This window comes from Allobosea sp. 01N443, assembly GCF_056399325.1.
In genome coordinates this window covers 1-12,999 of the sequence record NZ_JBFTRC010000068.1, presented here as the reverse complement: position 1 = coordinate 12,999, position 12,999 = coordinate 1, and the positions used below count along the sequence as shown (strand labels likewise).

Here is a 12,999-nt window from a genome sequence, read left to right as displayed (position 1 = left end):
TCAGCGGCTCTCCCGCCTCACCATGAAGGCGAGCTTCTCGAACAGGCTGACATCCTGCTCGTTCTTGAGCAGCGCTCCGTGCAGGGGCGGGATCAGCTTGCGCGGGTCGCGCTCACGCAGGACCTCGGGGCCGATATCCTCGGCGACCAGCAGCTTCAGCCAGTCGAGCAGCTCCGAGGTCGAGGGCTTCTTCTTGATTCCCGGAACTTCGCGCACCTCGAAGAAAAGGCGCAGCGCCTCCTCCATCAGCCGCTTCTTGATGCCGGGGAAATGCACTTCGACGATCGCCTGCATCGTCTTCGTATCGGGGAAGCGGATGTAGTGGAAGAAGCAGCGGCGTAGGAAGGCGTCCGGCAGTTCCTTCTCGTTGTTGGAGGTGATGATCATCACCGGGCGCTGCGCGGCCCGAACCGTCTGGCCCGTCTCGTAGACATGGAACTCCATGCGATCGAGCTCGAGCAGCAGGTCGTTGGGGAACTCGATATCGGCCTTGTCGATCTCGTCGATCAGCAGCACGGGTCGTTCGCCCGAGGCGAAGGCTTCCCAGAGCTTGCCGCGCTTGATGTAGTTGGAGATATCGGACACCCGCGGGTCGCCGAGCTGGCTGTCGCGCAGACGGCTGACCGCGTCATACTCGTAGAGACCCTGCTGGGCCTTGGTCGTCGATTTGATGTGCCAGGTGATCAGCGGCGCCTTCAGGGCCGATGCGATCTCCTCCGCCAGCACGGTCTTGCCGGTGCCCGGCTCTCCCTTGACCAGCAGAGGCCGCTCCAGCCGGATCGCCGCGTTGACAGCGACGGTGAGATCCTCGGTCGCGACATAGGAATCGGTGCCGGCAAAACGCATGGAAACCCCTTCGAACAATGCGGGCGGAAGCTACGGGCCGTCTCCGCCAACGGCAAGTTTTTTGCTGGGGTCCGCACAAGCGCTTGTATCGCAAGCTCTTGGACCGCAAACATGATTCGCCCCCTGAATCGGCAACGCGAGGATAGCTTGGCAGCCACGATCGACCCCTCGGCCTATAAAGACGCCATCGTCGTCCTCGCCACGGCCGGCGTAATCGTGCCATTTGCCAAGCGCTTCCGCGTCAATTCGATTGTCGCCTTCATGGCCTGCGGCGCGCTGCTCGGCCCCTTCGGATTGGGCGGCCTCGTCTCTTCGGTGCCGMTGCTGCGCACGATCACCGTGTCCGACTCGAGCACATTGACCGGCCCCGCCGAAATCGGCGTTGCCTTCCTGCTCTTCGTCATCGGGCTCGAGCTCTCCTTCGAGCGCCTGATGACCATGCGCAGGCTGGTCTTCGGCCTCGGGCTCGGGCAGGTCGCGCTGTCTGCCGCAATCATCGGCGGCGGCGCCTTCCTGCTGAAGCAGCCCGCTGCGGCGGCCTTGATCATCGGCTTCGGCCTCGCCCTGTCCTCGACCGCCATGGTCGTCGAACTGCTCTCGGCCAAGCGCCGCATGATGACCTCGGCCGGGCGCACCAGCTTTGCGATCCTGCTTTGCCAGGATATCGCGGTCGTGCCCTTGCTCTTCCTCATCGCCGTCCTCGGTGCGCAGAATGGCGGCTCGCTGATCGCCGGCCTTGCGCAGGCGCTCGTGCACGCCTTCGCAGCGATTGCCGGCATTGTGGTGGTCGGGCGGCTGGCGCTTCGTCCGCTCTTTCGCCTTGTCGCCTCGACGGACAGCTCCGAGAGCTTCCTTGCCGCAACTCTGCTGGTGGCACTCGGCACGGGACTTGTGGCGGCAACAGCTGGCCTCTCCATGGGCCTCGGCGCCTTCATCGCCGGCCTGCTCCTGGCCGAAACCGAGTATCGGCGCGCCATCGAAGTCACGATCGAGCCGTTCAAATCCCTGCTGATCGGCGTCTTCTTCCTGATCGTGGGCATGAGTGTCGATCCCGCGCAGCTTGCAGCCCAGCCCGCAATCATCCTCGGCATCGCGGCCGGCCTTCTCCTGACCAAAGTGCTGGTTGTGCTGGGCCTGGCCCGGCTGCTGGCTCTCTCCGTCCCGACAGCGCTCGAGACCGCGATCATGGTCGCTCCGGGCGGCGAATTCGCCTTCGTGCTGCTCAATGCGGCTGTCGGCGCGAAGCTTGTTGACCAGCACGCGGCAAGCCTCGTGCTTGCCGCGGTGTCCCTCACCATGGTGGCGCTGCCATTATTGGCTCGTGTAGCACGCCATATGGCGGCGCGTTTCGCGCCGCCGGTGATACTGCCTGAGGAGGCTACGATCCTGCCGCCCGACGATCATGCGGGGCGTGCGATCGTCATCGGCTGCGGCCGGGTTGGCAGGCTCGTCGGTTCGATGCTGGAAGAGCACAAGAAGCCCTATATCGCGCTCGACTCCGACCCGATCCTGATCGCCGGCCAACGGCGCGCTGGCCGACCCGCCTTCTTCGGCGACGCGACCAAGCCCGACTTCCTGAAACTCTGCGGCGTGGTCGACGCAAGCGCCCTGATCGTCACGATCCACAACCACCGTGCGGTCGATGAGATCGTCAAGGCGGCAAGGGCTCTGCGCCCCGATCTCGTCATCGTGGCGCGCGCCCGCGACGCCGCCCATGCCCGGCATCTCYATGAACTCGGCGTCAACGACGCAGTGCCGGAGACCATCGAGGCCAGTCTGCAATTGTCGGAGGCAGCACTTGTCGGCCTTGGCGTGCCAATGGGCCTCGTCATCGCCTCCGTGCACGAAAGAAGGGATGTGTTTCGGCGCGAACTCAAGCCCGCTGCCGCTCCTGCGCCTGCGCTTCCCCGGCACGGGCGTTCGCGAAGGTTGTAATGCTCTGGACCGGAGCGCGCCGGGRAATCCGCTGGATATGCCCGTAGAACTGCTCGGCACTGCTCTGCCAGCTATGGCCTGCGGCAAGTCCCAGGCAAGCTTCGCGCGGGATGCGCAAGGCCGCTAGCGCTGCGCGCCGCAGATCCTCGTCCAGCACGGCGGCACCACTGCCGGCAAAGACATCGCTCGGCCCCTGCACCGGAAAGGCGGCAACGGGCAGCCCGCTTGCCGCGGCTTCGAGCAGCACGATACCAAAGGTGTCGGTCAGACTCGGAAAGACGAAGACATCCGACGACGCATAGATCGCGGCCAGGTCGTCGCCCTCGCGCGTGCCCAGGAATGTCACATCCGGGAAGGCCCGCTGCAGATCCGCGCGCGCCGGGCCATCGCCGACGACGACCTTGCTGCCGGGCAGGCGCAGCGACAGGAAGGCATCCAGGTTCTTTTCGACCGCGACGCGCCCGACGCTGAGGAAGATGGGACGCGGCAGGTCGAGCACGCTTGCCTGGCGCGGATGGAACTGCTGGAGATCGACGCCTCGCCCCCAGCGCAGAATGCGCTCGAACCCGTTCTCCTTCAGTTCGGCCTCGACTGTCGCGGTCGAGACCATGACCCCGGCAGCCGCCCCATGGAACCGGCGCAGGAACTGGTAGCTCCAGCGTTCCGGGATGGGCCAGCGGGCCGCGACATATTGCGGGAACCTTGTGTGGTAGCTCGTCGTGAACGTCCGCTTCTGCGCGAGGCAGACGGCGCGGGTCAGCCAGCCGATCGGCCCTTCCGTCGCGATATGGATGTGGTCCGGCCCAAAATCGGTGATGCGCCGGGCGATGGCGCCCTGCGTTGCCAGCGCGATGCGGATATCGGGATAGGATGGCAAGCCGATCTGCCGAAATCCGTCGGGCGTCAGCATATGCGGCGTCACACCGAATGACGGTCCTGCCTCGACCATCTGCTCCAGCGACCGGACGACCCCATTGATCTGGGGGCGCCAGGCGTCCGTCGCGATGAGGACGCGCATCAGGCGGCCTCGCTGACCAGAGCCGGCAGCGGGATCGGCCGCACGGGCTCGCTCTTGAGCCGGTATTGCGGCCAACGAATGACCTCGAAGCGGCCGTCATGATGCTCGACCACAGCCGTGCAGCTTTCGACCCAGTCGCCCGTGTTGATGTAGGTGAGCCCGTCGATCTTGCGATGTGCGGCGTGATGGATATGGCCGCAGACGACGCCGTCTGCACCATGGCGGCGGGCCTCGGCGGCAAGGCAGGTCTCGAACTCGCCGATATAATTGACCGCATTCTTCACCTTCTGCTTGGCCCAGGCCGAGAGCGACCAGTGCGGCAGATGGAAGAGGCGACGGACCTTGTTGACGACCGTATTGGACGCAAGCGCAACCGTGTAGGCCCAGTCGCCCAGCAGGGCGAGCCATTTTGCGTTGCGCACGACCAGATCGAACAGATCGCCATGGATCACCAGCAGGCGCTTGCCGTCAGCGGTTTCATGCAGCGCATGGTCGGCGATGTGGATTCCGCCGAACTCGCTTCCAGTGAAGTCGCGGAGGAAATCGTCGTGGTTGCCGGTGATGTAGATCAGCCGCGAACCCTTGCGCACCTTGCGCAAGAGCTTCTGCACGACGTCGTTATGCGCCTGCGGGAAGTACCAGCCGCTCTTCAGCCGCCAGCCGTCGATGATGTCACCCACGAGATAAAYCTGCGGAGCATCATAGGCCCGCAGGAATTCGAGCACGAGATCGGCCTGTGCTCCTCGCGTTCCCAGATGCAGGTCGGAGATGAAGATGCTGCGAACCTGCTTCGCCTCGTCCTCGTCGCTCATGCCGCCAGCCCATCTTGTTGCATTGCTTGCGGCGTGTGTCTGATTTGCATTGCGCTTTGATGACGCAGAACTCAATCCGTGGTTCTGCTCAGCTGAACATCAGCGAAAGCTCGGGAGAAACGCGATGGATTTGGGTATTGCCGGCCGTACGGCCATCATTTGCGCCTCGAGCAAGGGGCTTGGCCGCGGCTGCGCCGAGGCCCTCGCAGAGGCCGGATGCACCGTGGTCATCAACGGCCGCGACGCGACCACGCTGGAGGCCACGGCAAGCCAGATCCGGGCCAAGTATGGTGCAACCGTGATCGCGGTCGTTGCCGACGTCTCGACCCGCGCAGGTCAGGACGCGCTGCTCGCCGCCGCGCCGGAGCCGGACATCCTGGTCAACAACAATGGCGGCCCACCGCCGAAGCCGTTCCGCGAAGTCTCGCGCGAAGCGCTACTCGAAGGCGTCATCCAGAACATGGCGACGCCGGTCGAACTGATGCAGCGTGTCGTCGACGGCATGATCGCGCGCGGCTTCGGCCGCATCGTCAACATCACCTCGATGAGCGTGCTGACCCCCTTGACCGGGCTCGATGTCTCGTCGGGCGCACGCGCCGGTCTGACCGCCTTCTTCTCCGGCGTCGCCCGCGAGGTCGCATATGCCAACGTCACCATCAACAACATCCTGCCCGGCATGTTCGATACCGATCGGCTGAAGGGCTCGACCACCAAGATGGCGGCGATCAAGGGGATCACGCCCGAAGAAATGACGAAGGGCCGCATGGCCGAAATCCCGGCGAGGCGCTTCGGCAGCGCCGAGGAGTTCGGCAAGGCCTGCGCCTTCCTGGCAAGCGCCCATGCCGGCTACATCACCGGCCAGAACCTGCTGATCGACGGCGGCGTCTTCAAGGGAACGTTCTGAGACGCGGCAAGGCCAGCATCTGCCCCGGTGAGCCTTGCTGTCCGGGGCAGGAATTCTCTCCCAGTTCCTGCCGCGCAAGACCCGCATCCAGCACGCTTCCCCGGCACGCATGCGCCGCCGCGGGCATCAGGGTTGCAAGCATTGCGCTTGGACCGGACGCGCGAACGTGATCTAGAGGGACAAGTCTTTTATAAGACTCTCTCCCCCGACACGTACGCGCAGCACCGTTGTCTCCTCTCCTCGGCATCACGCTCAAGCTGATCTCGGCTTTGTCCTTCACCCTGATGTCGGCTGGCATCAAGGCGATCGCGGCCCGTTATCCGACAGGGGAACTCGTCTTCGTCCGGTCCTTCTTCGCGCTGATCCCGCTGCTGCTCTGGCTCGGCTGGCGCGGCGAAATTCCTGCTGCCCTGAAGACCAAGAATCTGCGCGGCCATTTCAAGCGGGGGGTGATCGGTTCGACCGGCATGTTCTGCGGCTTCGTAGCCTTGAGCTTTCTGCCGCTCCCGGACGCGGTCGCGCTCGGCTATGCCGCGCCGCTCGCAGTCGTCGTGCTTGCAGCTCTGGTGCTGAAGGAGCGTGTCCGCATCTATCGCTGGAGCGCGGTGACGATCGGCTTCATCGGCGTCCTGATCATGCTGTCCCCGCATCTGGGCAGTTTCCAGATCGCTGGCAGCAATGCACCGGCAATCGGCGCGGCCTTCGGCCTTGCCGGCGCCTGCTGCTCGGCTTTTGCCTCGATCGAGGTGCGGCAATTGACCATGACGGAGCGCACCGGCGCGATCGTCTTCTATTTCACGCTGATGACGACGACGCTCGGCCTCTTCACCATCCTGCTCGGCTGGCGCATGCCCGATCTTCAGGACGCCGCACTCATGGTCGCGATCGGCATTCTTGGCGGGCTCGGCCAGATTTTCCTGGTCCAGGCCTATCGCTACGGCGACGCTTCGCTGATCGCGCCGTTCGAATACTCGACGATGCTCTGGGCCGTTACGATCGGCTGGTTCGTCTTCGGCGACTGGCCGGCTTCAGCCGTGCTCATCGGCGCAGCCATCGTCATCGCATCCGGCATCTATGTGATCCTGCGCGAGAAGCAGCTCGGTCTGCTCAAGCGGGAGACGCGCGAGGTCGGCCCGACGCGGGCGACCTGAGAACACGGGCAGAATTGTGTGAAAGGCGCCCCGACGAAGCCGCCCTCGGCCGTCGCCCGCCCCTCTCCAGCTTGCTCCTTCCAACTGGAACAGGCATTGTCCGGTTAGACAAACGTTTGTTCGCTTCCGCAAACGATCAGCATTCGTGTGACAGGTATCAGGATGGGTATCGAGACCAAGGAACGTGGCGGGCGCGAGCTCGAATCCGGAGCCCAGGTCATCTCGGGCCAGCTCGGCAAGACGATCCAGCGCCTGCGCAAGGCCTATAATCTCTCGCTTTCCGAGCTCGCGGAGCAGTCGGGCGTTGCCAAGTCGATCATCAGCCAGATCGAGCGCAACGAAACCAACCCGACACTGGCGACGATCTGGCGGCTCTCGCAGGCCCTCGACATCTCGATCGAGCGCGTGCTGTCGAGCGGCGAAGAGGAAGCCTTCATCGACAAGACCACCCGCGCCGATACGCCGATTCTGGTCTCAGAAGACGGCAAGCTCAGGCTCGCCATCATCGGGTGGATCAAGACGGTCGAATGGCTGCAATGGTACGACGTACAGGCCGAGCCCGGCGGCGAGCTCGATTCCGAAGGTCATCAGCGCGGCTCGATCGAGTCGCTCTCCGTGACCTCCGGCGAGTTCGAGGTCGAGGTCGGGGACGTGATCCAGCGCGCCAAGGCGGGCGAGACGCTGCGCTACCGCTGCGACCGCCGCCATATCGTCCGCTGCGTCGGCGACCAGCCCGGTTCGGCGCTGATGGTCTGCATCCTCAAAGCGGCGGTGATGGAGTAGACGCTAAAGCACCGGCCTGAAGAGTGGATTGCGGTCTCGCGAAGGCCGATCCAAACGCAGAAGGTTGGATCATCCCGGGCGGCCAAAGGCAGACCGGGATGACAGTGCGAGCGTAACCGCCAACGCGCCAATGCGGCTCACTCKGCCTTCTTGGGCCGCGGCGGGCCGGCGACCGCCGGCAGCGACTTGATGAACTCCGCCATCGCCATCCGATCGGCATCTGACAGCTGTGCGGTGTTGCGCACCACCGCCGCCATGCTGCCGCCGACGCTGTCGAAGCTCGGAGTAAAGCCGGTCTTGAGCATCTCGGCGATCTCCGACTTCGACCAGTTCGCCAGCCCGTCCGCATGCTGCGTGATGTTCGGCACGAAGCCCTTGCCCTCCGGGTCTGGGCCACCGGCGAAGCGTGTCGCCGGAATGATCGCGCCCAGCGCATTGCGATTGGAATGGCATTCGGCGCAATGGCCCGGCCCCTGCACCAGATAGGCGCCCCGGTTCCACTCCTCGCTCTTCGTCGGGTCCGGCCGGAACGGCGTACCGTCGAAGAACAGCAGCTTCCAGCCCCCGACCGCGCGGCGGATGTTGAAGGGGAAAGGCAGATCGTGCCCCGGCGCACGTCCTTCGACCGAGGGCAGCGTGCGCAGGTAGGCGAAGAGATCGGCCAGGGCCTTGGGTGGCATCAGCCGATAGGAGGTGTAGGGAAACGACGGATAGTAATGCTGTCCCGACGGCGAGACACCGGTCGCCATCGCATCGACGAAATCCTTCACGCCCCAATTGCCGATTCCGTCCCGCGTGTGCGGTGAGATATTGGGAGCGTGAAACGTGCCGAAGGGCGAGGGCAAGGCAAGCCCGCCGCCAAGCCGGAGCTTGTCATCCTGACCGGGCGTTGCATGGCATGAAGAGCAGCCTCCCGCCGCAAAGAGCAGTTTGCCATTCTCGACATCCGGCGGCGGCAGAGTGCCGATCTCGGGCGCGGGCGAAACGACGCGCGGATCGGTGAGAACATAGAAGCCGGCTAGTCCCAACAGGATGAAAATGCCGAGCGTGAGAAATAGGCGGCGCATCAAGCGTTTCCCGGTTTGCTGGTGCCTCAACGCTCCGAGGATTCCAAAAGTTCGAAGCGCAGGTCTGACGAGAATGGGCGGGCCCATGGTGGAGCCCGCCCATCAACCCATGTTCGACCGCACGACGCAACCGCGCGGCGCAGCCGAGCTTACTTCTTGATGCGGTAGACCTCGTGGCAGGAGCCACAATTCTTGGTCGCGGCGCCAAAGGCCGCGCGGAAACCGTCAAGGTCCTTGGCAGCGGCAGCACCGGCCATGGCCTCGGTCTCGAACTTGGCGAGAGCGATCTTGAAGCCAGCCTGATCCTCCCAGATCTTTGGCGCGGCAGTGGTCTCGCCGCCGGTCTTGGCCGTCTCCGGGAACAGGGCAGGCAGCTTCTTGGCCGCGTCTGCATAGACCTTGAAGATATTCTGGACCTTGGCGGAATCGAAAGCTGCCTCGCCCTTGGCGATGGCCGCGCCCTCGCGCGTTGCCGCGCCAACGGCCTTCATCGCATCGCGGCGCTGGGCGATAGGGTCAGACTGCGCGACGACGGCCGAAAGGCCGAGAATGAGGCCAGCAGCAACGACTACGGTACGGATCATGCGCGACTATCCTTTTCGGGGAGATGCGGCGCCTGACAGGCACCGCTTAGAACCCTTCCAGATCAGCTCATTCGCATGACAGCGCCAAGTCGCATTTTCGTGAACGCACCGGAATTTAAGCAAATCTACCTGTCGCTGCCGCGGACAGGCGGCCGCCACGAACGTTGCGGGAGTTTGGAACGGCCGTAGTGCAGGGCAAAGACAAAAGGGCGGGCTCCAATATGGACCCCGCCCCTCACCTCATGTTCGACAAGGCGGCACCACCGCAGTGGCCCAGAGAAACCTATTTCTTGATGCGATAGACCTCGTGGCAGGCGGCACAGTTCTTGGTCACCGTTCCAAAGGCGGTACGGAAGCTGTCGAGGTCCGTGGTGGAGCTCGCCGCCGCAACGGTGGCCTCCGTATCGAGCTTGGCAAACCCAGCCTTGAAGCCGGCTGGATCCTCCCAGATTTTGGGTCCGGCCGTGCTCTCGCCACCCGTCTTGGCCGTATCAGGGAAAAGGCCCGGCATCTTCTTGGCGGCGGCCGCGTAGACCTTGAAGATCGTCTCGCTCTTGGTCGCGTCAAAGGCAGCCTCGCCCTTGGCCATGGCCGCGCCATCGCGCGTGGCGGCGCCGACCCCCTTCATCGTATTGCGACGCTCGGCAATCGGATCCGATTGGGCAATCACGGTCGAGAGCGTCACAACTAGGCCGGCAGCGACGAGTACGGTGCGTATCATGCGTAAGCCTCCTCCCGGAAAGCGCGGCGTCGAGCGCGCCGCTTAGAAGCGTTCCAGATCAGCCGATCCGCATCACGACGCCAAGTCGCATTTCCGTGATCACGTCGGAACGAGAGGGGCTTACGCCTGCGTCAGTGCTGATAGCCCGCAGCTCTCAATGCCCCGAAGACCTTCTTCGGCGTCGCGGGCATATCGATCGCCCGGATGCCGGCTGCACGGTCGAGCGCGTCCACCATCGCGTTCATCACCGCCGGGCAGGCCCCGATCGCCCCGGCCTCTCCGGCGCCCTTAACACCGAGCGCGTTGGTGACGCAGCGGACATTGCGGGTCTCGAAATGGAAGTTGGGAACGTCGACCGCGCGCGGCAGAGCGTAATCCATGAACGTCGCCGTCAGCATCTGGCCGGAGCTATCGAAGCGGATTTCCTCCATCAGAGCCTGGCCAATGCCTTGGGCGGCACCACCATGGACCTGGCCCTCGAGCATCAGCGGGTTCAGAGTCACGCCAAAATCGTCGACCACGACATAGTTGGCGATCTCGGTCGCGCCGGTACCGGGATCAACCTCCAGCTCGCAGATATGCGTGCCATTCGGATAGGTCGCTTCCGGTGGCGTCCAGCTCTGATGGACCCTGAGCTTGTCCGCCGTCGCTCCAGGCAGGGCGGCAATAGCCTTGAGGTCGAGCGCCTTGTCGGTGCCGACGATCCGCACCKCGCCATCGACGATCTCGAGATCACCGATACCGGCCTCGAGCTTTTCGGACGCGAGCTGCTTCAGGTTCTCGGTCAGGATCGAGGATGCCTTGTCGAGCGCAGCGCCCCCAACCGGAATGGAGCGCGAGCCGCCGGTGCCGGATCCGGTTTCGACCCGGTCGGTATCGCCCTGAACGACGCGGATGCGGTCCATCGGAATGTCGAGATGCTGCGCGACGAGCTGCGAGTAGGCCGTCTCGTGCCCCTGCCCGTTCGACTGGGTGCCGATCAGCACGGTCACCGTGCCGTCCTTCTCGAGGATGACGGTTGAACTCTCCGGGCCGCCGCCGCCGCAAGCCTCAATATAGCAGGCCATGCCGATGCCGCGGATCTTGCCGGCCTTGGTCGAGGCCTTGAGACGCGCCTTGAAGCCCTTCCAGTCGGCGACATCCATGGCGCGGCGCATATGCCCCTCGAACTCACCGGAATCATAGACTGGCCCGGTCTGGGTCGAATGCGGCATCTCCGCCGGCCTGACGAAGTTCTGCGCTCTGACAGCGTCCGGTGTCTTGCCGGTCTCGCGCGCGATGGCATCGACCAGCCGCTCGATCAGGTAGGCGGCCTCCGGACGCCCGGCTCCGCGATAGGCATCGACCGGCGTGGTGTTGGTGAAGACCCCACGGAAGCGCACATGCACGGCCGGGATATTGTAGCAGCCCGGCGTCATCGTCGTGCCGACCCAGGGGATGAAAGGCCCGTACTGCGAGAGATAGGCGCCCATTTCCGCAGCGAGATCGACCTTGAGGCCAATGAACCGGCCCTGCTTGTCGAGCGCCATCGTAGCCGTGGTCAGATTGGCGCGGCCATGCGTGTCGGCGAGGAAATGCTCGGTCCGGTCCGCGACCCAGCGCACCGGGCGTTTCAGCTTCTCGGCCGCCACCATGGTCAGGGGGTATTCGCGATACATGAAGATCTTGGTGCCGAAGCCGCCGCCGACATCGGGCGTGATGACGCGGATGCGCGAGGGGTCGACCTTCAGGATGTAGCCGGCGAGGATATCGCGCGTGCCATGGCTGCCCTGGCTGCCGAGCGTCAGCGTCCAGCGTTTCGAATCCTTGTCGTATTCGGCGATGCAGGCGCGCGTCTCCATGTAGTTGGAGGCGAGACGGTTGTTGACGATCGTGACGGAAACGATGCGATCGGCCTTGGCGAAAGCCTTCTCCGTCTTCTCCGCATTGCCCTGTTCGGCCTCGAACGCGACATTGCCCTCACGCCCCGGCCAGACCTGCGGTGCCTTTGGAGCGAGCGCTTCGGCGATACCGGTGATCGAGGGCAGGACCTCCCAGGCGATATCGATCGCCTCGGCTGCGTCGCGGGCCTGGCTCAGGGTCTCGGCAACGATGAAGGCGACCGCCTCGCCGACATGACGCACCGTGTCGGTCGGCAAGACCGGCACCGGATTCGGCTCCACCGGTTCGCCCGTAACCGTCGTGATCAAGCCTTTGCAGGGGATGTCGCCGAGATGCGCGACATCCTCGCCGGTCAGGATCAGCTTCACGCCCTTCATCTTGCGGGCGGTGTCCTTGTCCCGGATCGTGAACTTCGCATGAGCATATTGCGAGCGGAGCACGAAGGCATGCAGCGCTCCCTCGACGGCGATATCGTCGGTATAGCGCCCCGTCCCGGTAGTCAGGCGGTGATCCTCGACCCGGCGAATGGGCTGGCCGACTCCGAACTTCATGGGGCGCATGGGCTTACATCCTTGAAAGTACGAAAATCTCGAAACCGTCGCTTAGGAAACTGGAGCAGGATCGGCGTCGCGTCAGCCCCCCGGAGGCAGAAAGCTGCGATGCATGACGCGCAAGGCCCGGTCCTATTACTCGACGGGCTGGCCGTGCATCGCCCAGTCCTTGAAGCCACCGCGATAATGGCTGTCGATATCGAGCCCGGCCGACTGCGCGAATTCCAGAGCCCGCAGCGAGCGCACGCCGGCCGCGCAGGAGAACACGACGCGCTTTCCAGGCGGATTGGGCAGGTCGGCGGGGTTGAATTGGGACAGCGGCCGCGAGACCGAGCCGGGAATATGCCCGGCGGCGAATTCATGCGGCTCGCGCACATCCACGATCAGAATGGAATCAGCCGCAAGCCCGGCCTTGATGTCGTCGATATCGAGATCGTTCACGGTCACGGCTGCCATCCAGTCCAGGCTAATCCAGTAGCTTCACCAGATAGAGCGTGAGGGCTGGAAATGCCACCACGATGCCAAGCCGGATGATATCGGAGAGCACGAAAGGCAGCACCCCGCGATAGATCCGCGTGACCGGGACATCACGCGCCAGAGAAGCGACGACGAAGACGTTGAGGCCGATCGGCGGGCAGGTCATCCCGATCCCGACCACGATCAGGACGAGGATGCCGAACCAGATCGCGATATCGTCGACAGGCATGCCGAAATCGAGCGCGGTCACGATCGGGAAGAACACCGGC

Annotated in this window: 13 protein-coding genes; 4 read left to right on the top strand and 9 right to left on the bottom strand. The window is 64.3% G+C overall.

Annotation, left to right across the window (positions count from 1 at the left end; all coding sequences use genetic code 11):
- Complete coding sequence (locus tag AC1DRP_RS17695; RefSeq protein ID WP_441506255.1) at positions 1-846, bottom strand: AAA family ATPase; 846 nt, start codon at positions 844-846, stop codon at positions 1-3.
- A gap of 147 nt (positions 847-993) precedes the next feature.
- Here AC1DRP_RS17695 and AC1DRP_RS17690 point away from each other — a divergent pair, with 147 nt between their 5' ends.
- On the top strand, positions 994-2,781 hold the full coding sequence (locus AC1DRP_RS17690) for a cation:proton antiporter domain-containing protein (protein ID WP_476769127.1): 1,788 nt from the start codon (positions 994-996) through the stop codon (positions 2,779-2,781).
- Here the strand turns inward: AC1DRP_RS17690 and AC1DRP_RS17685 are convergent.
- On the bottom strand, positions 2,720-3,799 hold the full coding sequence (locus AC1DRP_RS17685) for a glycosyltransferase family 4 protein (protein ID WP_476769126.1): 1,080 nt from the start codon (positions 3,797-3,799) through the stop codon (positions 2,720-2,722). The genes AC1DRP_RS17690 and AC1DRP_RS17685 overlap by 62 nt on opposite strands.
- Positions 3,799-4,611: a UDP-2,3-diacylglucosamine diphosphatase gene (locus AC1DRP_RS17680; protein WP_476769125.1), complete on the bottom strand. Its 813-nt coding sequence runs from the start codon at positions 4,609-4,611 to the stop codon at positions 3,799-3,801. The genes AC1DRP_RS17685 and AC1DRP_RS17680 overlap by 1 nt, the downstream gene beginning before the upstream one ends.
- 124 nt (positions 4,612-4,735) lie before the next feature.
- Between AC1DRP_RS17680 and AC1DRP_RS17675 the strand changes: the two genes are divergently transcribed.
- The 3 genes from AC1DRP_RS17675 to AC1DRP_RS17665 all read left to right on the top strand — a co-directional run bounded on the left by AC1DRP_RS17675 (position 4,736) and on the right by AC1DRP_RS17665 (position 7,449).
- The gene (locus tag AC1DRP_RS17675) at positions 4,736-5,515 is read left to right on the top strand and encodes an SDR family oxidoreductase (protein ID WP_441491527.1); all 780 of its coding nucleotides are present in this window, start codon (positions 4,736-4,738) and stop codon (positions 5,513-5,515) included.
- 227 nt (positions 5,516-5,742) lie between these two features.
- The gene (locus AC1DRP_RS17670; RefSeq protein ID WP_441506259.1) at positions 5,743-6,666 is read left to right on the top strand and encodes a DMT family transporter; all 924 of its coding nucleotides are present in this window, start codon (positions 5,743-5,745) and stop codon (positions 6,664-6,666) included.
- A gap of 162 nt (positions 6,667-6,828) precedes the next feature.
- Positions 6,829-7,449, top strand: a complete 621-nt coding sequence (locus tag AC1DRP_RS17665) for a helix-turn-helix domain-containing protein (RefSeq protein ID WP_043237595.1) — start codon at positions 6,829-6,831, stop codon at positions 7,447-7,449.
- A 137-nt stretch (positions 7,450-7,586) separates the two neighbouring features.
- Here AC1DRP_RS17665 and AC1DRP_RS17660 read toward each other — a convergent pair whose 3' ends face one another.
- The 6 genes from AC1DRP_RS17660 to AC1DRP_RS17635 form a co-directional block, all read right to left on the bottom strand.
- Entirely contained in the window at positions 7,587-8,516 is a 930-nt protein-coding gene (locus AC1DRP_RS17660; RefSeq protein ID WP_441491529.1) for a c-type cytochrome, read from the bottom strand.
- A gap of 149 nt (positions 8,517-8,665) precedes the next feature.
- On the bottom strand, positions 8,666-9,100 hold the full coding sequence (locus AC1DRP_RS17655) for a c-type cytochrome (RefSeq protein WP_476769124.1): 435 nt from the start codon (positions 9,098-9,100) through the stop codon (positions 8,666-8,668).
- A gap of 283 nt (positions 9,101-9,383) precedes the next feature.
- Entirely contained in the window at positions 9,384-9,821 is a 438-nt protein-coding gene (locus AC1DRP_RS17650; protein ID WP_441491531.1) for a c-type cytochrome, read from the bottom strand.
- A gap of 131 nt (positions 9,822-9,952) precedes the next feature.
- Positions 9,953-12,262, bottom strand: a complete 2,310-nt coding sequence (locus AC1DRP_RS17645; RefSeq protein ID WP_476769123.1) for a xanthine dehydrogenase family protein molybdopterin-binding subunit — start codon at positions 12,260-12,262, stop codon at positions 9,953-9,955.
- Between the two features lie 126 nt (positions 12,263-12,388).
- The gene (locus AC1DRP_RS17640) at positions 12,389-12,709 is read right to left on the bottom strand and encodes a rhodanese-like domain-containing protein (RefSeq protein WP_441506262.1); all 321 of its coding nucleotides are present in this window, start codon (positions 12,707-12,709) and stop codon (positions 12,389-12,391) included.
- 10 nt (positions 12,710-12,719) lie between these two features.
- Positions 12,720-12,999: TRAP transporter large permease subunit (locus AC1DRP_RS17635; RefSeq protein WP_476769122.1), on the bottom strand; the 280-nt coding region annotated here is incomplete at its 5' end.